Raw genomic sequence first — 18,031 nt, 5'->3', positions numbered from 1 at the left:
CTACTCACTCCTCACCCGCGGACCGACCACGCCGTCGTTTTCCGACACCCGCGGACCGGACGCCGGGCTACAGGTGGTCGTGCTCGGCCGCCTCGCTCGGGATGATCGGGATCGCGACCGCCGGCAGCACCGCGACGATCAGGAAGGCGACGGGATAGCCGACGAAGCCGATGAGCGCGCCCACCGCCGGACCGACGACGGACGCGGCGATGAACTGTCCGGTGTTCTGCGCCCCGAGCGCACGGCCCGCCCAGGCGGGACCAGCCATCTCCGCGACGGAGGTGAAGGCGAGCCCGTTGTCGGCGACCGTCACCGTACTGGCCACCACGAGCGCCACGGCGACCACGACCGGCCACTGCAGGAACCCGGCCCCGGCGAGGAGCAGCATGACGACGACCGCGGACACGGCGACCCAGCGGAGCGGACGCACCCGGCTGCCGACCCGGTCGCTGAGCACGCCGACACCGATCCGACCGACGGCCCCGACGAACTGCGAGACGCCGACGAGGACGCCCGCGGCGAGCGCGTTCCACCCCTGGTCGGACACCAACCACACGAGGGCGAAGGTCGTGAGGGTGAACTGCGGCACGACGAGCAGGATCGACACGGCGTGGATGCGCCAGAGGAAGGCGTCGCCGCGATACGGGTTGCGTGGGCGGGCGGCGGTCGGGTTCGGCGTCGTCACCGTCGGCACCGGCGTCGGAACGACGGTTCGTGGCGGGTTGCGGAGCCCGATGACGCAGGCCACCGCGAGGACACCCGTCGCGACGAGCGAGATCGTGAGCGCCGCGGAGATGCCGGACGCCGCCGCGACCGAGGGCACCGTCACCGCGGCGGCCGTGACGCCGAGCGGCTGCGACATCTGGCGGATCCCCATCGCGAGCCCGCGACGGTCCTTCGGGAACCAGCCGACGACGATCCGACCGCTCGCCGAGTTCGTGCTCGCTGACGCCGCTCCGCCGAGGAGCAGCAGGATCCCGAGCGGCCCGTAGCCGAGCGAGGGGATGAGTCCGTCCGCCGCGATCGCTCCGGCGGCCGCCAGGGCGGTGAGGGCGAGGCCGCCCGCGATGACGATCCGTTCTCCGATGCGGTCGGCCAGCCAGCCCCAGGCGATGAGCGTCAGCACCATGCCGAGGGTGGGCGCTGCGGCGAGGACGCCAGCCTCGGCGAGCGACATGCCGCGTTCGGCGTGCAGGAGCGGGATGAGGAACGCCGGGGTACTGACGAAGAGCGTCCCGGCGGTCTGGGCGGCAACACCGAGCCCGAGGACCGTCCAAGCGCGGCCGGCGTTCGGCATCGGCGGGCGGCCTCCGCGGGTGACCGCGGGGGCCGTCGTGGGCGGGGTCGTCCCGGTCATCGAACCGCTTCCTGCTGCCGGTCGATCCGACTGCTAGCATGACGGTACACCATCTTGGTATACCAAGACCACCGACGAGAACCGAGCACGGATGAGCACCCCGACGCAGACGACGCAGCTCTACGACCGCCTCCGAGCCGCCATCCTCACCCTCGACCTCGCGCCCGGTCGGTCCCTCACCGAGCGAGGGTTGGAACAGCGGTTCGCCGCCTCACGGACGCCGGTGCGGGCGGCACTCACCCGGCTCGAGTCCGAGGGGCTCGCGAAGCGCGACGGCCGCGGCTGGATCGTCGCCCCGATCGACCTCGAGGAGATCGGCCTCATCGCCGAGTACCGCGAAGCCCTCGAGACCGCGACGGTGCGACTCGCGACCGAACGCGCCACCGAGGCACAGCTCGCCGCCGTCCGCGCCCTTCTCGACGAACCGCGTCCCGACGACGAGCGCACCGTGCTGCGAGTCGGCGGCGACTTTCACGAGGAGCTCGCGGCACTCTCCGGGAACCGACTCCTCGCCGAGGGCGTGCACGGGGCGATGGTCAGACTCGCCCGCACCCGCTGGCTCGAGGTCCGCACCCCGGAGGCCCGCGACCAGGCCTCCCGGGAGCACCACGCCATCCTCGACGCGGTCGTGGTCGGCGACGCGACGCGGGCGGCCGAGCTCGTCGCAGACCACATCCGCGGCACCAACGGACGACTCATCGCCTCGCTCACCGCCGAGCAGCGTCGCCTGCGCGGTCACGGCGTCGACATCGTCGCCTGAGCGACCGCCGCCGTTCAGTCCTCGAGCGGCTCCGCCGAGAGCAGCCCGCGCAGCCAGTCGCGCGCCTCGATGAACACCTCGTCGTTGTACCGCGAGTGGTAGTCGACGGCGGTGCGGTCGGCGCTCGGGTAGGAGCCCAGGAAGATCACGTTCGGGCTGAACCGACGGAGCCCGAGCAGCGCGTCGGCCATCCGTTCGTCCTCGATGTGTCCGAGGGCGTCGATCACGAAGCGGTAGCGCCCGAGGGCGTCGCCGATGGGTCGCGACTCGATGAGGCTCAGGTTCACGCCGCGGGTGGAGAACTGCTCCAGCATGTCGAGGAGTGAGCCGGCCTGGTCGTTCGGGAGCTCCACGATGAGGCTCGTCTTGTCGGCACCGGTACGAGCCGGGATCTCGCGGGAGCGGCTGACGACGACGAAGCGGGTCACGGCGTTCGGGTTGTCGCCGATGTTCTCCGCGAGGACGTCGAGCTCGTAGTGGTCGACGATGCCGGGCGGGGCGACGGCGGCGTCCGCGGTGGAGGTACCGTCGAGCAAGGACGCGGCAGCAGCCACGTTGCTCGACGCCGGGATGTGCCCGTGCGAGGGCAGCTTCGCATCGAGCCACAGGTGGCACTGCCCGTAGGCGACGGGGTGCGCGTTCACGATCGCGACGTCCTCGAGGCGGGTTCCGGGTCGGGCGACGAGGAAGAAGTTGACGGGGACGAGCACCTCGCCGACGATGCGCAGACCGGGCATCGTGGCCAGTGCATCCTGCGCCACGGACACCCCGCCGTCGACCGAGTTCTCGATGGCGATGACGGCGGCCGTACTGCGCCCGGCGAGCACGTCGCCGAGTGCTTCACCGACGTTGCTGACCGGCTTCCAGATCTGCCCTCTGGCCTCCTCGACCTGACCGAGGGCGACCTCGGTGAAGGTCCCGCTCGGACCGAGAAAACTGTAGCTCCGGCGGGCGTCCTCGGGGGGTGCGGCAGACATGCATCCGAGCGTACCGTGTGGCCTGCGACACGCCCCCGACGCCCCGTTGACTCCCATCCAGGTCACATCCGGCTGATATTCAGGAAAAACGGGCCGTTTCGGCCCAGATACCCCCCGTTTTGAGCTATTCAAAACACGCCAATACCCGTCACAATGGATACAAGGGTGTATTGGGCGCTGCCGCTCGTCTCGGGATGCGAGTTCACGGCCGTTCGTCTCCCCGATCTCGATGCGTGATCCGACGTCGCGCGAGGCTCCACCCGATGGCCCGAGACGACGAACAGGAGTGACGTGACGAGTGTCTTCACCGACGCCGCCTCGCGGACCACTCCTCGACTGAACCTCGCGGCGGGCGGCGAGGCCGCGTTCGACGTAGCGTCCTCCTGGACCCTGCCCACCTGGCGGCTCCCGTCGTGGGTCGGTCGACCGCTCTCCGCCGCCCGCGCCACGCTCGTCAAGTCGGTCGTCATGACCGTCGCCATCGCCGCGATCCTCGCCGGCGTCGTCACCGTGACGCAGACGTCGACCGCCGGGGCGAGCGCGATCGCCGCCACCGATTTCGCGCCGGCGGCGTCGACGGTCCCCACCATGAGTGCCGCGGCCTTCACCGCCACCTACGTCGGCGACCTCGCCGCTGCGGCGTCCGCGCTCACGACGATGTCGTCGATCCAGGTCGCCCAGCTCTGGACCGCCTTCCCACCCGGATACCGCGCGCTGCTCATGACCGGCTACCCGGCGATCATCGGCAACCTCGAGGGCGTCACCTACACGGACCGCGCGACGGCCAACGTGTCCCGCCTCGCCGGACTCCTCACCGACACCGAGGCGAGCTACCGCGCGATGATGGCGGGCTCCGACCAGGTCGACGGCGAGGCGGCCTCGACGGCCCTCGCGACGACCGTGTCGCGACTCGACGCGATCAAGCTGCTCGTCGACCGGTACGCCCCGGAGGCGGTCGCCGCCAGACTCCAGCCCGAGTACCTCATCACGTTGCAGTCGGCCGGGTCCGGCCCTCCTCGCGTCGCGGTCGCGGTCGGCGACGTCGACATCGCCACCTACGTCACCGTGTTCGTCCCGGGGATGAACAGCAGCGCGCTCGAGCTCGACGACTACCTGCGCGGGGCCAAGCGCATCCAGGCGGCTGCGGCGGACAGCGCCGTGATCCTCTGGATCGGCGGCCACAGCCCGACCGCCCTCGAGGTGCCCTCCAACGACCGCGCCATCGAGGGGGCACCCCTGCTCGCCGGCGTGCTGGCCGGCTACGACGCGTACCGGACGACGCACGGTGTCGCGTCGCAGCTGAGCGTCGTGGCGCACTCCTACGGCACGGCGACGGCCTCGCTCGCCCTGGCCTCCGGCGATTACCACGTCGACGACTTCGTCATGCTCGGCTCCGCGGGCATCCCGTCCGAGATCGCGATCACCGACCTCCACGTCCCCGCCAGTCGCGTATACGCCTCGCAGGCGAGTGCCGACACGCTCGCGGGGCTCGGGCAGATCCTGTCCGGGCGGGCGAACCCGACCGGTGGATCCTGGGGAGCCACCGTGTTCGGCTCGAACGGCCTGACGCTCGGCGACGGCGACCGCCTCGGCGCCGTCGACGGCCACAACGCGGTCGGCTCGAGCAACGCCGACGACCGGGGCAAGTACCTCGGGCCGGCCACCGAGAGCCTCTACGCGATCCAGCGCATCGTGACCGGCAAGGCGTACGCGCTGCCCGACCTCACGACTCCCGGCGGCACGCGGCACACCGGTGCGACCGCCGCCGCGGGAACGACCGACCCGGCGACCACCGCATCCGCCTCGGCGAGCGCCGCCGCGGTCCTCGCCACCCGCTGACCGTCCCCGATCGTCGGGTGCCCGACATCCGGAGGTCAAGCGCCTTCCTGACCCGATCGGTTGCTGCCAGACTGGGGCGATGAACGATCGCGCTGGGACCCCCGCCACCGAAGCCGACCTGATCGACGTGCCGTCGCTCATCGACGCGTACTACACGCTCAAGCCGGACGTCTCGATCCCGGAGCAGCGGGTCGTGTTCGGCACGTCCGGACACCGCGGCTCCTCGCTGAACACGGCGTTCAACCAGGACCACATCGCCGCCACCACGCAGGCGATCGTCGAGTACCGCGCCGGCCAGGGCATCACCGGTCCGCTCTTCATCGGTTCCGACACGCACGCGCTCAGCGGCCCGGCCCAGACGACGGCGCTCGAGGTCCTCGTCGCCAACGGGGTGCGGGTGCTCGTCGACGAGTTCGACGACTTCGTCCCGACGCCGGCGCTCAGCCACGCCATCCTCAAGTACAACGCGGAGGGCAACGGCGACCAGGCCGACGGCATCGTCGTCACGCCGAGCCACAACCCGCCGGCCGACGGCGGCTTCAAGTACAACCCGCCGCACGGTGGTCCGGCCGACTCCGACGCCACCTCGTGGATCGCGAACCGCGCCAACGAGCTCATCGCCGGTGGCCTGCACGACGTGAAGATGGCCGAGCCCTCGGCCGTCGAGACGTACGACTTCCGCGGCAACTACGTCGACGACCTGAAGCACATCATCAACCTCGACGCCATCAAGCGCAGCGGCATCCGCATCGGCGCCGACCCCTTGGGCGGCGCGAGCGTGCACTACTGGCAGGCGATCGCCGACCGGTACGAGATCGACCTCACGGTCGTGAACCCGCACGTGGACCCGGCGTGGGCGTTCATGACGCTCGACTGGGACGGCAAGATCCGGATGGACCCGTCGTCGCCGTCGGCCATGGCGGCGCTCGTCGCCCGTCGTGACGAGTTCGACCTCCTCACCGGCAACGACGCGGACGCCGACCGCCACGGCATCGTCACCCCCGACGCCGGGCTCATGAACCCCAACCACTACCTCGCCGTCGCGATCGACTACCTGTACGCGAACCGGCCCGGTTGGCGCGAGGACGCCGCTGTCGGCAAGACCCTCGTGTCGTCGTCGGTGGTCGACCGCGTGGCCGAGTCCCTCGGGCGTCGCCTGTGGGAGGTCCCGGTCGGGTTCAAGTGGTTCGTCCCCGGCCTCGTCGACGGCTCCGTCGGCTTCGGTGGCGAGGAGAGTGCGGGCGCGAGCTTCCTGCGCTTCGACGGCTCCGTGTGGACGACCGACAAGGACGGCATCCTCCTGTGCCTGCTCGCCGCGGAGATCCTCGCGGTGACCGGCAAGACCCCGTCGGTGCTGTACCGCGAACTCACGGAGCGCTTCGGCGACCCGGTGTACGAGCGCGTGGACGCCGCGGCCTCGAAGGAGCAGAAGGCGCGCCTCGGCAAGCTCGACGGCGACGCGATCACGGCGACGGAACTCGCCGGCGACCCGATCGTCGCGAAGCTCAGCCACGCTCCGGGCAACGACGCCGCCATCGGTGGGGTCAAGGTCGTGACCGAGCACGCGTGGTTCGCGGCCCGACCCTCCGGCACCGAGGACGTCTACAAGATCTACGCCGAGTCCTTCAAGGGTGCCGAGCACCTCAAGCTCGTGCAGGCCGAGGCGAAGCGGATCGTCGACGACGCCCTCGGCGCCTAGGCGCCGGCCGGTCCGTCCCGGTACCTGAGCCGTACCCCCGGTCCCTGAGCCGTACCCCGGTCCCTGAGCGTGTCGAAGGGCTAGTTCAGGTATCCGGGGGCGGCCGGGAGTCCGAAGAACTCCTCGAGTGTCGTGACGCCCGTGTTGTGCATCTCGGTCGCGAGCGACACCCCGATGTAGCGGTAGTGCCACGGTTCGAAGGAGAAGCCGGTGACGTCGACCTTGTCGGCCGGGTAGCGCAGCAGGAAGCCGAAGCGGTACGCGTTCGCCGCCAACCATTGTCCTTCGGTCGTGTCGCCGAAGCAGGTGTTGAGCGAGCAGTTCCCGCTCGCGGCGCCGATGTCCATCGTCCAGCCGGTCTGGTGTTCGCTGTAGCCGGGTCGCGCGGTCGTCGCGTCGTCCGGCTCGCTGTCGTACACGGACACCTGGCTCGAGTAGCTGCGGTACGCGCTGTTCGACGCGAGTGACAGGCCGGCCTCGGCCGAGGCTGCGTCGAACATCTGGACGATCGCCGCGGCGGCCTCGGCGCGCAGCAGCGGGTCCCAGGTGTGGGCGACGGGTACGGCGACGAGGTCCGGCGGGGTGTAGTCGACGGGGTTGAGCGGCCGGGTCTTGTTGACGACCACCCAGGGGCTCAGCGGGTCGTCGATCGAGAAGGCGGCCTTGTCGAACGCGGGCGGCGCCGGTGGGGCGACCGGGGTGGTCTCGGTCGGGGTGGGCGTCGCGGTGGGGGTCGGGGTCGGGGTGGCCGTCGGCGTGGCGCTCGGCGTCTTCGTTGCGGCGACCGGGGTGGGCGTCGCTCCCCCGGCGATGTTGACGACGAGCACCACCAGCAGGATCGCGAGCGCCGCCGCGAGCACCCCGAAGGCGATCACGCGGTTGCGACGCACGCGCGGCGAGACCGGGCGTCGGTGGGAGGGCTGGTGGGCTGCGGTCACCCGTCGAGCCTAACCGTGACACGCCGAGTCCGCCTCTGCCACACTGTCGACAGGCACGCACACCGGACGAGGGGCCCGACGATGACCGCAGCGACGCCAGCACACCACGCGCCCACGCACCGCAGGCGTCCGCGCTTCCGTCGGCTGCTGACCGCGGTCGCCGTCGTGGTCGGCCTGGGCCTCGTGGTCGCGATCGTCGCGGCGATCACCCCGTGGCCGTCCGCCCTGCTCATCCGCTCGGTCTTCGAGCGCGGAGGCGCCGCGACGGTCGCCGAGATGGAGCCGTACGTCCCGGACACGAAGCTCTCCGAGTACCGCGACGTCGCCTATGCCGCGCCGAGTGGCGGGCGCCCCCAGGTCGACACGACCCTCGACGTCTTCACTCCCGCCGACGGCACGGAGCCGCTGACCACCATCGTGTGGATCCACGGCGGGGCCTGGATCTCCGGCGAGAAGGGCAACGTCGAACCGTACCTGCGGATCCTCGCCGCCGAGGGCTACACGACGATCGCCGTGAACTACACGATCGCCCCGGAAGCGATCTACCCGACGGCCGTCGACCAGTTGAACGATGCGCTCGCGTACATCTCCGAGCACGCGTCGGAGTGGAACGGGAACCCGGACCGCATCGTCCTGGCCGGCGACTCGGCCGGATCACAGCTCGCGAGCCAATTGGCCGTGCTCACGACGAACCCCGACTACGCCGCCCTCAGCGGTATGACCCCCGGCATCCGCGCGGATCAGCTCGTCGGCGCGATCCTCAACTGCGGCGTCTACGACATGACGGCGATGGCGGAGCTCGACGGCATCGGCGCCTGGGGACTGCAGACCGCGCTCTGGGCCTATGCGGGCACGAAGGACTGGTCGGAGACGTCGACCGGTGCGCTCATGTCCACCATCGACTTCGTCACCGCGGACTTCCCGCCCACCTTCATCACCGGCGGCAACGGCGACGCCCTCACCTGGTTGCAGTCCGTACCGATGAGTCAGGCCCTCGAAGCCGCCGAGGTCCCCGTCACGAAGCTGTTCTGGGCCGCCGACCACGAGCCCGCGCTGCCGCACGAGTACCAGTTCCACCTCGACCTGGACGACGCGCACGTGGCGCTCACCGCCACCCTCGACTACCTCTCGGCGCTCGACGCGGAGCTCGACGCCGCAGCGAGCGCGACACCCTGACCGGGTCGGTTGCCGCGGAACTTGCGCCGGGTGTAAGTTTGCACACTACGCAAAATCCCCAACGTCGGTGCGCCTGTGAACCGGCGCGCCCAGAGTCGAACGAGACCGCATGTCATCCAGCTCCCCCGCCTCGACCGAGCGACCGGGATCCACGCCCGTCCTCAGTCACCGGCAGATCCTCTTCATCATCTTCGGCCTCATGGCCGGCATGTTCCTCTCCGCCCTCGACCAGACCATCGTCGGCACCTCGATGCGCACCATCGCGGACGACCTCGACGGCATGGCCCTGCAGGCCTGGGTCACGACGGCGTACCTGATCACGTCGACGGTCTCCACGCCGATCTACGGCAAGCTGTCCGACATCTTCGGTCGTCGACCGCTGTTCATCATCGCGATCTCGATCTTCCTGATCGGCTCGCTGCTCGCCGGCATGTCCGGCTCGATGTACGAGCTCGCGATCTTCCGCGCCATCCAGGGGCTCGGTGCCGGTGGGCTCATGGCCCTGCCGCTGACGATCATGGGCGACATGCTCGCTCCTCGTGAGCGCGCGAAGTACCAGGGGTACTTCCTCGCCGTCTTCGGCGTCTCGAGCGTCATCGGCCCGCTGATCGGCGGCCTGTTCGCCGGTGCACCCGAGTTGCTGTTCATCACCGGTTGGCGCTGGGTGTTCCTCATCAACCTGCCGATCGGCGTCATCGCGCTCGCGATCGTGCTGCGCTTCCTGCACATCCCGCACACGCGTCACAGCGTCCGCATCGACTGGTGGGGTGCCGCCACGGTCGTGCTGGCCGTCGTCCCGCTCCTCCTCGTCGCCGAACAGGGCCGCATCTGGGGCTGGGCTTCGGCCGGCTCCATCGCCTGCTACGCGATCGGCGTCGCCGGCATCGTCGGGTTCATCCTCGTCGAGCGGGCGATGGGCGACGACGCGCTCATCCCGCTGAAGCTCTTCAAGAACTCGACCTTCCGGGTCGCCACGATCCTCGGTGTCCTCGTTGGCTTCGGCATGTTCGGCGCGATGATGACGGTGCCGCTGTTCCTCCAGCTGGTGGAGGGCGCGACGCCGACCGAGTCGGGTCTGCTCATGCTGCCGATGATCCTCGGCCTCATGATCTCCTCCATCGCGAGCGGCCAGATCATCGCGCGGACGGGCAAGTACAAGGCGTTCCCGATCGTCGGCACCTTCCTGCTGCTGAGCGGCTTCTTCTACTTCAGCTTCGCGACGGCCGACAAGCCGGTCTGGTGGATGATGGGCGGCATGCTGCTCGTGGGCCTCGGCCTCGGTCAGCTCATGCAGACGCTGACGATCGCGAGCCAGAACGCCGTCGAGGCGCGCGACATCGGTGTGGCGACGAGCTCGTCGACGTTCTTCCGTCAGATCGGTGGAACGTTGGGCACGGCGGTCATCTTCTCGGTGCTCTACACGCGCATCCCGACGACGATCGCGGCGGCCTTCGCCGACCCGACGCTCAGCGAGCGCGTCCGGGCCGCGGCGCAGGATCCGGCCGTGCTGTCCGATCCCGCGAACGAGGGCATCCTCAAGGTGCTGCAGCGGGCGCAGGAGAACAGCGGCTCGGCGGGTACCGCGCTCGATGGCGACACCTCGTTCCTCCTCGGGGCGAACCACGACCTGGCCGCGCCGTTCCTCACCGGCTTCGCCGATGCGACCGTCACGGTCTTCTGGGTGAGCTTCGCGGTGGTCGCCGTCGCGTTCGTCCTGAGCTGGTTCCTGAAGGCGCCGCCGCTGCGGGCGAAGTCGGCCCTGCAGGAGCGGACCGACGCGCAGGCCGCCGTGGATGCGGAGGACGAGCTGTCGCTCTCCGCGCAGCGGGCCGCCGAGCTGGCCGGGTCGCAGTTGTCGCCCGACACCGCGAGCAACCGCGTCGTCGACCCGAGTACCAGGCGCTGACCGTCGTTCCTCGGTTCGCCAGCGCACCGCGCTGACGTGACCGTGGGGTGTTCGGCGCCGGCGCACCGCGCTGACGTGAGCGCCGTCGATTCGGCCCGACCGCGGCCCCAGCACGTGAGCGCGCCCCTCCGGAGGGGCGCGCTCACGTGTGTGCACCGCGCTCACGTCAGCGCACCGCGCCGGCCCCATACCCCACCCGTGCATGAGAGCGCTCTCAGCAGGCGATAGCATGGCCTAGCACCCAGCCACGAGGAGCTCCGATGACGCACGCCCCCCAGCCCACCAGCCGCCCGGCCCTGATCCTGCCGCCGTTCCTCTGGGGTTCGGCCACCGCCGCCGCCCAGGTCGAGGGTGCCGCCCATGAGGACGGCAAGGAGGACTCCATCTGGGACGCCTTCGCGCGCGTGCCGGGAGCGATCGCGAACGGCGACGACCTCGAGGTCGCCGTCGACCACTACCACCGCAGCGCTGCCGACGTCGCGATCATGAGCGAGCTGGGCCTCGACGCCTACCGGTTCTCGACGAGCTGGGCGCGCATCAAGCCGGGCGACCGCGAGGTCAACCCCGCCGGCCTCGACTTCTACAGCCGTCTCGTCGACGAGTTGCTCGAGGCGGGGATCCTCCCCTGGCTGACGCTCTACCACTGGGACCTCCCGCAGGCCCTCGAGGAGCAGGGCGGATGGACCAATCGGGACACGGCCCTCCGCTTCGTCGACTACGCCGAGGCCACCTACGACGTCCTCGGCGACCGCGTCCAGCACTGGACGACGTTCAACGAGCCGTTCTGCTCGGCCCTCCTCGGCTACGCGGTCGGCGTGCACGCCCCCGGCCGTCGCGACGAGGCAGCCGCCCTCGCCGCCATCCACCACCAGCACCTCGCGCACGGGCTGGCGACCACCCGCCTCCGCGAGCTGGGCGCCGAGCAGATCGGCATCACCCTCAACCTCACGAACGCGATCCCGGCCGACCCGACGGACCCGGCAGACGTCGACGCCGCGCGCCGCGTCGACGGCATCATGAACCGCATCTTCCTCGAACCGATCGCCCTCGGCGCCTACCCGGCCGACGTCACCGAGGACCTCGCCGGCCTCGGCCTCGAGGAACTCGTCCACGACGGCGACCTCGAGGCCATCTCCGCGCCCATCGACTTCCTCGGCGTGAACCACTACCACGACGACCTCGTCTCGGGTCACCCCGACGACTCCGGTGCCGACGGCGGCCACTCGGGCGCGACCGAACGCGAGGTCGGCTCCCCCTGGCTCGCCTCCACCGGGATCTCCTTCCCGAGCCGCGGCCTGCCGCGCACCGCGATGGACTGGGAGGTGCACCCCGCCGGGCTCCGCACCCTCCTCGTCCGGCTCGGCCGCGAGTACCCGACGCTGCCGCCGCTGTACGTGACCGAGAACGGTGCGGCGTACGACGACGTCGTCGCCGAGGACGGTCGCATCCACGACGTCGACCGCGACGCCTTCATCCAGGACCACATCGACCAGGTGGAGCTGGCGATCGCCGACGGCGCCGACGTGCGGGGGTACTTCGTCTGGTCGCTGCTCGACAACTTCGAGTGGGCGTACGGCTACGACAAGCGCTTCGGGATCGTGCGGGTCGACTACGACACCCAGGTGCGCACGATCAAGGACAGCGGACTCGCCTACGCGCGTCGCATCGCCGCCTCGCGCACGGCACCCGCCGTCGCCGAACCGTCCTGACGCAGGAGCGACCCGGCGTGTCGCGCCCGCGAGGTCGCGACACGCCGGTCACCTCCTGAGAACGGTCACCGGCCGCTGCCGTCCAGACGGGCGGCGATACACTGCACTCGGCCACGCACACCCGCTCGGAAGGGGACGATGATGCTGTCCGGTCAAGGAGCCCCCACGCTCGAGATGGTCGCCGCCCGCGCGGGTGTCTCGCGCGCCACGGTCTCCCGGGTGGTCAACGGTTCCTCGAAGGTCACGCCGGAGGTCGTCGCCGTCGTGAACGAGGCCATCGCGGCGCTCGACTACGTGCCGAACCGCGCCGCCCGATCGCTGGCCTCGCGCCGGACGCAGGTCATCGCGCTCGTCGTCCCGGAGTCGACCGCCCGCGTGTTCTCGGACCCGTTCTTCGCCTCCGTCGTGCAGGGGGTCGCCCTCGAGCTCGCCGAGACCGACTACACGCTGAACCTCCTCATCGCCTCCGAGGCGAACTCCGAGAAGACCCGTCGCTACCTGCTCGGCGGCAACGTCGACGGGGCGCTCGTCGTCTCCCATCACAGCGGCGACCACTCGTACACGCGACTCGGCCGGGAGCTGCCGATCGTGTTCGGCGGTCGCCCCATGGGCGCCGACGTCGTCGACAGCACCTACGTCGACGTCGACAACGTGGCGGGTGCGCGGAGTGCGGCGCGCTGCCTGATCGACGCGGGTCGCACGCACATCGCGACGATCGCCGGTCGGCAGGACATGCCAGGCGGGGTGGACCGCCTCGCCGGATGGCGCGCTGAACTGACCGAGGCCGGCCTGTCCGCCGACCTCATCGAGGTGGGCGACTTCTCCCCCGCCGACGGCGCCGCCGCCATGCGTCGCCTGCTCGCGCGCGGGGTGCCGATCGACGGGCTCTTCGCGGCGAACGACCAGATGGCCGCCGGCGCTTACTCCGTCATCCGCGAGGCCGGACTGACGATCCCCGGTGACATCGCCGTGGTCGGCTACGACGACGACCGCTACGGCGAGACGGCAGCGCCGCCGCTCACGACCATCGCGCAGTCGCCCGTCGATCTGGGCACCGAGATGGCCCGGGTACTGGTGCGACGCCTCGCGGGTGAGCCGGTCGAGCGCGTCACCGTCATGCCGACCCGGCTCGTGTCGCGCGCCTCGGTGTAGCCCTACCGGGCCAGCCGGGCCCGGATGATCTCGAGCGCCTGCGGGTTCTCGTCGACGAGCACGTACCGACGTCCGAGCGCCTTCGCCACCGCGCCCGTCGTGCCGCTGCCGGCGAAGAAGTCGAGCACCCAGTCGCCCTCGCGGGAGGAGGCCTGCACGATCCGGCGGAGGATCCCCTCCGGCTTCTGCGTCGGGTAGCCGGTCTTCTCGCGGCCGGTCGGCGACACGATCGTGTGCCACCAGACGTCCGTCGGCAGCTTGCCGCGTGCGGCCTTCTCCGCGGTGACGAGACCGGGCGCCATGTAGGGCTCGCGGTCCACGGTCGCGTTGTCGAAGTGGTACCCCTTCGGGTCCTTCACGTAGACGAGGATCGTGTCGTGCTTCGTCGGCCAGCGGCTCTGCGCCTTCGCGCCGTAGTCGTACGCCCAGATGATCTCGTTGAGGAAGCACTCGCGGCCGAAGAGGGCGTCGAGCAGCACCTTGGCGTAGTGGGCCTCGCGGTAGTCGAGGTGGAGGTAGAGCGTGCCGTCGGCGGCGAGGACCCGCCAGGCCTCGACGAGTCGTGGTTCGAGGAAGCCCCAATAGTCGTCGAAGGCGTCGTCGAACCGTCGGAGGTCGCCGCGGATGCGCTCGTACGCCTGCCCCTTGAACCCCGCGAACCGGTTCACGCCCGTCTCGGCCGTGCGCACCGAGGTCGAGGAGTGGCGGCGCTGCACCCGGCCCGTGTTGAACGGCGGGTCGAGGTAGATGAGCGTGAACGCCTCGTCGGGCAGCTGCGCCACGACGTCGAGGTTGTCGCCTTCGAGCACGAGGTCCGGGCCGTCGTGCGTCCACAGCGGCGGCCCGTCGGGAGCTGCTGCGGCGAGGGACATGTGCCCATTCTGGCAGTCCGGCCCCGCCCCGGCGGGAAGGAACGACCCGGCCCGCGCGTTGCACCCGGTATGACCACCGAGTTTGCCAACGAGACCGACGCCCAGCGATACACCATGCACGTCGACGGCCAGCTGGTGAGCGTCGTCGACTACCGGATCTCCGGCGACTCGATCTCGTTCCCCCGCACCTTCACGACGCCGCCGTTCCGCGGCAAGGGGTACGCGGGCGAACTCGTCGCCTACGCGGTCGACGACGTCGAGCAGCACAGCGACCGTCGGATCGTCCCGATGTGCTGGTACGTCGGCGAGTGGTTCGACGCCCACCCGGAGCGCCAGGACCTCCTCACCCGCTCCGCGAGCTGACGGGACCCCGACGCGTCATCCGCCGTCCACCTCACGGTTACGCACGGGGACTAGCGTCCCGACCATGCAGCAACTCGTCTCGCACTACGCTCCGCCGCCCCCGCTCGACCGGATGGACGGCTACCAGGTGGTCGACGTCGACGACGACGACCCGATCCTGCTCGACGCCGCCGGCTCCCACATCGACACGTGGCGCGAGGGCTACCCGTACGCGGAGCGCATGTCGCGCGAGCAGTACGAGAGCGACAAGCGGCTGCTCCAGATCGAGCTGTTGAAGCTGCAGAACTGGATCAAGGCGAACGACCGGCGCCTCGTCGTCGTGTTCGAGGGGCGTGACGCCGCCGGTAAGGGCGGGACGATCAAGCGGTTCACCGAGCACCTCAACCCGCGCGGTGCCCGTGTCGTCGCGCTCGAGAAGCCGACGGCCCGTGAGTCCACCCAGTGGTACTTCCAGCGGTACGTGCAGCACCTGCCGGCCGCCGGCGAGATCGTGCTGTTCGACCGCTCCTGGTACAACCGCGCCGGCGTCGAACGGGTCATGGGGTTCTGCACACCCGCGCAGTACGACGAGTTCATGCGCCAGGCCCCGCTGTTCGAGCAGATGCTCGTCGGCGACGGGGTCGACCTCGTGAAGTTCTGGTTCTCCGTCTCCGCGGACGAGCAGCGCACCCGCTTCGCGATCCGCCAGGTGGACCCGGTCCGGCAGTGGAAGCTGTCGCCGATGGACCTCGCCTCGCTCGACAAGTGGGGTGACTACACCCGGGCGAAGGAGGCGATGCTCGAAGCGACCGACACCCCCGACGCCCCGTGGACCATCGTGAAGAGCAACGACAAGAAGCGCGCCCGAGTGGAGGCGATGCGGCACGTGCTGCACCGCTTCGACTATGCGAACAAGGACCACGAGGTGGTGGGGACCCCGGACACGAACATCGTCGGACCCGCGGCCTCGGTCTACGAGCGCGGCGAGCGGAGCGACGCGGTCTGATCCCGGCCGTCGCCGGAAGCCGGACGCGGTGCCGCCCGGCCCGCTATCCTCTGGATCATGCAGCCGAACTCGTCACCGTTGCGTCGCCTCACGTCGTCGAGTGCGATCTACGGCACCATCGTGTACGCCGGCCTCGTCGGCGCGTCGAGCGTGTATGAGGAGGACGACGTCGAGCAGGTGCTCTTCACGAGCGCGATCACCCTCGTCGTGTTCTGGTTGGCGCACGTCTACTCGGCGGCGCTCGCCCACCACGGTGACGACCGACACGAGGGCACCGTCACCCTCGGTGCGTCGATCCGGCACGGCTTCGAGGAGTCGTTCGGCATGCTGCTCTCCGCCGTGCTGCCCACCATCCCGCTCATCGTGGGCGTCGCGGGCGGCCTCGCCCATGAGCAGGCGGTCAACCTCGCACTGCAGGTGTCGACGCTGATGCTGTTCGTGCTCGGGTGCGCGGCCTTCGTGGTGCGCGGCTCGCGCTGGTGGTGGTGCCTCCTCGGCGGTGTGGCGACCGCCCTGTTCGGCGTCGTCATCATCGTGCTGGAGGCGGCGACCCACTAGCGCCATCTGTCGGCGCGGCGCGACGGTGGCTCAGCTGCGGGCGCTGAGCGCCTTCGCCGACTGCTGGGCGGCGCGACGGACCTCGCGGTCGGGATCGCGGAGGAGACCTTCGAGGAGCGGCTTGGCCTCGTCGCCCCCGACGGCGGCGAGCGCCCTGGCACCACCCGCGCGGACGCGGGCGTGGTCGTCGTTGAGCAGCGGGGCGATCGTGGCGACGTCACCGACGCGACGCTCGGCGCACACCCGTGCGGCCATCTCGCGGACGCGCCAGGCCTGGTTGCCGAGTGCGGCGACGACGGCCGAGGTCGCCGAGTCGTCCCAGACGTGGAGCAGGGCGCGGGTGCCCCAGAGTTCCGGCCAGTACAACGCGGGCGCGCCACCGAGGATGCCCTCGGCGTGGTGGCCACCGACGACGCGGAGGAAGTCCTCGCCCTCGTACCGGCCGGCGAGGAGCGAGACGCAGCGCTCGACGACGCGGGGCTCGCTCTCGGCGGCGACCGCGTCGGCGAGTCGTTGCTCGAGGGAGGCCTGCGTGGCGGGGACCGGGGTGTCGGGTGTCTCGTTCTGCGCTGTCATCGTTCCCCCACCCTAGTCCGCGGGCTCCGGCGTGCGCTGGTCGCGTGGCGACCGACGCAGGGCCGGGTCAGGGGACGCGGGTGAGCCAGGCGTCGGTGTCGAACTTCGATTCGACGAGCGACTCGGCCGCCGCCAGCTCCGCCTCCGTCACGTGGCCCGGGGTTGCGCCGGTGATCTCCACGAAGGTGTCCTTCATACGGTCGATGATCTCGGCGCGCGAGAGGCCCGTCTGGCTGCGGAGCGGGTCGACCCGCTTGGCCGCCGAGGTCGTCCCCTTGTCGCTGAGCTTCTCGCGCCCGATGCGCAGCACCTGCGTCATGAGCTCGCCGTCCATGTCGTAGCTCATCGTGACGTGGTGCAGCACCGCGCCGTTCCCGAGGCGCTTCTGCGCCGCCCCGCCGATCTTGCCGGATGGGCTCGTGATGTCGTTGAGCGGCTGGTACGTCGCCTCGATGCCGAGCGAGCGGAGGGCGACGAGCACCCAGTCGTCGAGGTAGGCGTAGGAGTCGGCGAAGGTCATGCCGTTCACGAGTTCCGCCGGCACGTAGAGCGAGTAGGTGATGATCCCGCCGCGCTGCATCATCATGGCGCCGCCACCGGAGACCCGGCGGACGACCTCGAAGCCGTTCGCCTTCGCGTTGTCGAGGTCGACCTCGTTCTTGAGCGACTGGAAGCTGCCGATGACGACGGCCGACTGGTCCCACTCCCAGATGCGCAGCGTCGGACCGCGGCGGCCCTCACCGACCTCGTTGGTGAGCACCTCGTCGAGCGCCAGGTGCAGCTGGGGGGAGACCGAGCCGTCGTGGATGAGCTGCCAGTCGTAGTCGCCCCAGCCGGTGGCCTTCGCGAGCGAGCGGCGGATGGCGGTGGCGACGGCCTCCGGGGTGAAGCCGAGGAGCACGGCGTTCTCCGGGAGCGCCCCGCGGATGGCGGCGGCGAGCCCGGCGGCGTCGGTGGTGGCCGGCAGGCCGGTGACCGCGCGGTCGATCAGCGCCAGCGCGTCGTCCGGTTCGAGGAAGAAGTCGCCCGCCAGGCGGAAGTCGGCGATCCGACCGTCGACCACGTCGAGATCGACGACGACGAGCTTGCCACCCGGGACCTTGTACTCACCATGCATGCCCCCAGCCTATTCCTGGACGGCGTCCGGATTCCCCGGAAGCGGTG

At 70.6% G+C, this 18,031-nt stretch carries 16 protein-coding genes; 10 read left to right on the top strand and 6 right to left on the bottom strand.

What is annotated here, in order from left to right; genetic code table 11:
* Positions 1–67: 67 nt before the first annotated feature.
* The gene (locus ASF68_RS12875) at positions 68–1,297 is read right to left on the bottom strand and encodes an MFS transporter (protein WP_056011974.1); all 1,230 of its coding nucleotides are present in this window, start codon (positions 1,295–1,297) and stop codon (positions 68–70) included.
* A gap of 151 nt (positions 1,298–1,448) precedes the next feature.
* Between ASF68_RS12875 and ASF68_RS12870 the strand changes: the two genes are divergently transcribed.
* Positions 1,449–2,117 carry a GntR family transcriptional regulator gene (locus ASF68_RS12870; protein ID WP_056010917.1) on the top strand — a complete coding sequence of 223 codons (669 nt, stop codon included), beginning with the start codon at positions 1,449–1,451 and terminating at the stop codon, positions 2,115–2,117.
* A 14-nt stretch (positions 2,118–2,131) separates the two neighbouring features.
* On the opposite strand, the gene pheA is transcribed toward ASF68_RS12870, so the two are convergent.
* Positions 2,132–3,094 (bottom strand): prephenate dehydratase, encoded by a 963-nt coding sequence (gene pheA / locus ASF68_RS12865; RefSeq protein WP_056010914.1) that lies wholly within the window; start codon positions 3,092–3,094, stop codon positions 2,132–2,134.
* Between the two features lie 291 nt (positions 3,095–3,385).
* On the opposite strand from pheA, the gene ASF68_RS12860 reads away from it, so the two are divergent.
* Both ASF68_RS12860 and pgm read left to right on the top strand, forming a co-directional pair.
* Positions 3,386–4,933, top strand: coding sequence for an alpha/beta hydrolase (locus tag ASF68_RS12860; protein ID WP_056010912.1), 1,548 nt, complete (start codon positions 3,386–3,388; stop codon positions 4,931–4,933).
* A gap of 79 nt (positions 4,934–5,012) precedes the next feature.
* Positions 5,013–6,632 carry a phosphoglucomutase (alpha-D-glucose-1,6-bisphosphate-dependent) gene (gene pgm / locus ASF68_RS12855; RefSeq protein WP_056010909.1) on the top strand — a complete coding sequence of 540 codons (1,620 nt, stop codon included), beginning with the start codon at positions 5,013–5,015 and terminating at the stop codon, positions 6,630–6,632.
* A gap of 80 nt (positions 6,633–6,712) precedes the next feature.
* On the opposite strand, the gene ASF68_RS12850 is transcribed toward pgm, so the two are convergent.
* Positions 6,713–7,570 (bottom strand): D-alanyl-D-alanine carboxypeptidase family protein, encoded by an 858-nt coding sequence (locus tag ASF68_RS12850; RefSeq protein WP_235526804.1) that lies wholly within the window; start codon positions 7,568–7,570, stop codon positions 6,713–6,715.
* A gap of 81 nt (positions 7,571–7,651) precedes the next feature.
* On the opposite strand from ASF68_RS12850, the gene ASF68_RS12845 reads away from it, so the two are divergent.
* The 4 genes from ASF68_RS12845 to ASF68_RS12830 all read left to right on the top strand — a co-directional run bounded on the left by ASF68_RS12845 (position 7,652) and on the right by ASF68_RS12830 (position 13,513).
* Entirely contained in the window at positions 7,652–8,746 is a 1,095-nt protein-coding gene (locus ASF68_RS12845) for an alpha/beta hydrolase (protein WP_056010900.1), read from the top strand.
* Positions 8,747–8,855: 109 nt separating this feature from the next.
* Positions 8,856–10,652: an MDR family MFS transporter gene (locus ASF68_RS12840; RefSeq protein WP_056010897.1), complete on the top strand. Its 1,797-nt coding sequence runs from the start codon at positions 8,856–8,858 to the stop codon at positions 10,650–10,652.
* Positions 10,653–10,912: 260 nt separating this feature from the next.
* Complete coding sequence (locus ASF68_RS12835; protein WP_056010894.1) at positions 10,913–12,361, top strand: GH1 family beta-glucosidase; 1,449 nt, start codon at positions 10,913–10,915, stop codon at positions 12,359–12,361.
* Positions 12,362–12,502: 141 nt separating this feature from the next.
* Positions 12,503–13,513, top strand: coding sequence for a LacI family DNA-binding transcriptional regulator (locus ASF68_RS12830; RefSeq protein ID WP_235526803.1), 1,011 nt, complete (start codon positions 12,503–12,505; stop codon positions 13,511–13,513).
* Positions 13,514–13,515: 2 nt separating this feature from the next.
* Here ASF68_RS12830 and ASF68_RS12825 read toward each other — a convergent pair whose 3' ends face one another.
* Positions 13,516–14,385 carry a site-specific DNA-methyltransferase gene (locus tag ASF68_RS12825; protein WP_056010888.1) on the bottom strand — a complete coding sequence of 290 codons (870 nt, stop codon included), beginning with the start codon at positions 14,383–14,385 and terminating at the stop codon, positions 13,516–13,518.
* Between the two features lie 69 nt (positions 14,386–14,454).
* Between ASF68_RS12825 and ASF68_RS12820 the strand changes: the two genes are divergently transcribed.
* The 3 genes from ASF68_RS12820 (at position 14,455) to ASF68_RS12810 (ending at position 16,291) form a co-directional block, all read left to right on the top strand.
* The gene (locus ASF68_RS12820) at positions 14,455–14,748 is read left to right on the top strand and encodes a GNAT family N-acetyltransferase (RefSeq protein WP_056010885.1); all 294 of its coding nucleotides are present in this window, start codon (positions 14,455–14,457) and stop codon (positions 14,746–14,748) included.
* Between the two features lie 64 nt (positions 14,749–14,812).
* Positions 14,813–15,733: a polyphosphate kinase 2 gene (ppk2, locus tag ASF68_RS12815; protein ID WP_056010882.1), complete on the top strand. Its 921-nt coding sequence runs from the start codon at positions 14,813–14,815 to the stop codon at positions 15,731–15,733.
* Between the two features lie 57 nt (positions 15,734–15,790).
* Positions 15,791–16,291 carry a hypothetical protein gene (locus ASF68_RS12810; RefSeq protein ID WP_056010879.1) on the top strand — a complete coding sequence of 167 codons (501 nt, stop codon included), beginning with the start codon at positions 15,791–15,793 and terminating at the stop codon, positions 16,289–16,291.
* A gap of 30 nt (positions 16,292–16,321) precedes the next feature.
* On the opposite strand, the gene ASF68_RS12805 is transcribed toward ASF68_RS12810, so the two are convergent.
* Together ASF68_RS12805 and ASF68_RS12800 are read right to left on the bottom strand one after the other, a co-directional pair.
* On the bottom strand, positions 16,322–16,867 hold the full coding sequence (locus tag ASF68_RS12805) for a HEAT repeat domain-containing protein (protein ID WP_056010877.1): 546 nt from the start codon (positions 16,865–16,867) through the stop codon (positions 16,322–16,324).
* A 67-nt stretch (positions 16,868–16,934) separates the two neighbouring features.
* Positions 16,935–17,984 carry a biotin/lipoate A/B protein ligase family protein gene (locus tag ASF68_RS12800; protein WP_056010874.1) on the bottom strand — a complete coding sequence of 350 codons (1,050 nt, stop codon included), beginning with the start codon at positions 17,982–17,984 and terminating at the stop codon, positions 16,935–16,937.
* Between the last annotated feature and the right edge of the window lie 47 nt (positions 17,985–18,031).

It is taken from the genome of Plantibacter sp. Leaf314 (assembly GCF_001423185.1).
Lineage (GTDB): Bacteria > Actinomycetota > Actinomycetes > Actinomycetales > Microbacteriaceae > Plantibacter.
The sequence above is the reverse complement of the archived record's forward strand: the minus strand, read 5'-3'. Positions and strand labels throughout refer to the sequence as shown.

Bases quoted from the DNA above. Each gene is read 5' to 3' on its own strand.
- ASF68_RS12875 (WP_056011974.1), bottom strand. From the start codon at position 1,297: ATGCCGAACGCCGGCCGCGCTTGGACGGTCCTCGGGCTCGGTGTTGCC.
- ASF68_RS12870 (WP_056010917.1), top strand. From the start codon at position 1,449: ATGAGCACCCCGACGCAGACGACGCAGCTCTACGACCGCCTCCGAGCC.
- pheA (WP_056010914.1), bottom strand. From the start codon at position 3,094: ATGTCTGCCGCACCCCCCGAGGACGCCCGCCGGAGCTACAGTTTTCTC.
- pgm (WP_056010909.1), top strand. From the start codon at position 5,013: ATGAACGATCGCGCTGGGACCCCCGCCACCGAAGCCGACCTGATCGAC.
- ASF68_RS12845 (WP_056010900.1), top strand. From the start codon at position 7,652: ATGACCGCAGCGACGCCAGCACACCACGCGCCCACGCACCGCAGGCGT.
- ASF68_RS12840 (WP_056010897.1), top strand. From the start codon at position 8,856: ATGTCATCCAGCTCCCCCGCCTCGACCGAGCGACCGGGATCCACGCCC.
- ASF68_RS12835 (WP_056010894.1), top strand. From the start codon at position 10,913: ATGACGCACGCCCCCCAGCCCACCAGCCGCCCGGCCCTGATCCTGCCG.
- ASF68_RS12830 (WP_235526803.1), top strand. From the start codon at position 12,503: ATGCTGTCCGGTCAAGGAGCCCCCACGCTCGAGATGGTCGCCGCCCGC.
- ASF68_RS12825 (WP_056010888.1), bottom strand. From the start codon at position 14,385: ATGTCCCTCGCCGCAGCAGCTCCCGACGGGCCGCCGCTGTGGACGCAC.
- ASF68_RS12820 (WP_056010885.1), top strand. From the start codon at position 14,455: ATGACCACCGAGTTTGCCAACGAGACCGACGCCCAGCGATACACCATG.
- ppk2 (WP_056010882.1), top strand. From the start codon at position 14,813: ATGCAGCAACTCGTCTCGCACTACGCTCCGCCGCCCCCGCTCGACCGG.
- ASF68_RS12810 (WP_056010879.1), top strand. From the start codon at position 15,791: ATGCAGCCGAACTCGTCACCGTTGCGTCGCCTCACGTCGTCGAGTGCG.
- ASF68_RS12805 (WP_056010877.1), bottom strand. From the start codon at position 16,867: ATGACAGCGCAGAACGAGACACCCGACACCCCGGTCCCCGCCACGCAG.
- ASF68_RS12800 (WP_056010874.1), bottom strand. From the start codon at position 17,984: ATGCATGGTGAGTACAAGGTCCCGGGTGGCAAGCTCGTCGTCGTCGAT.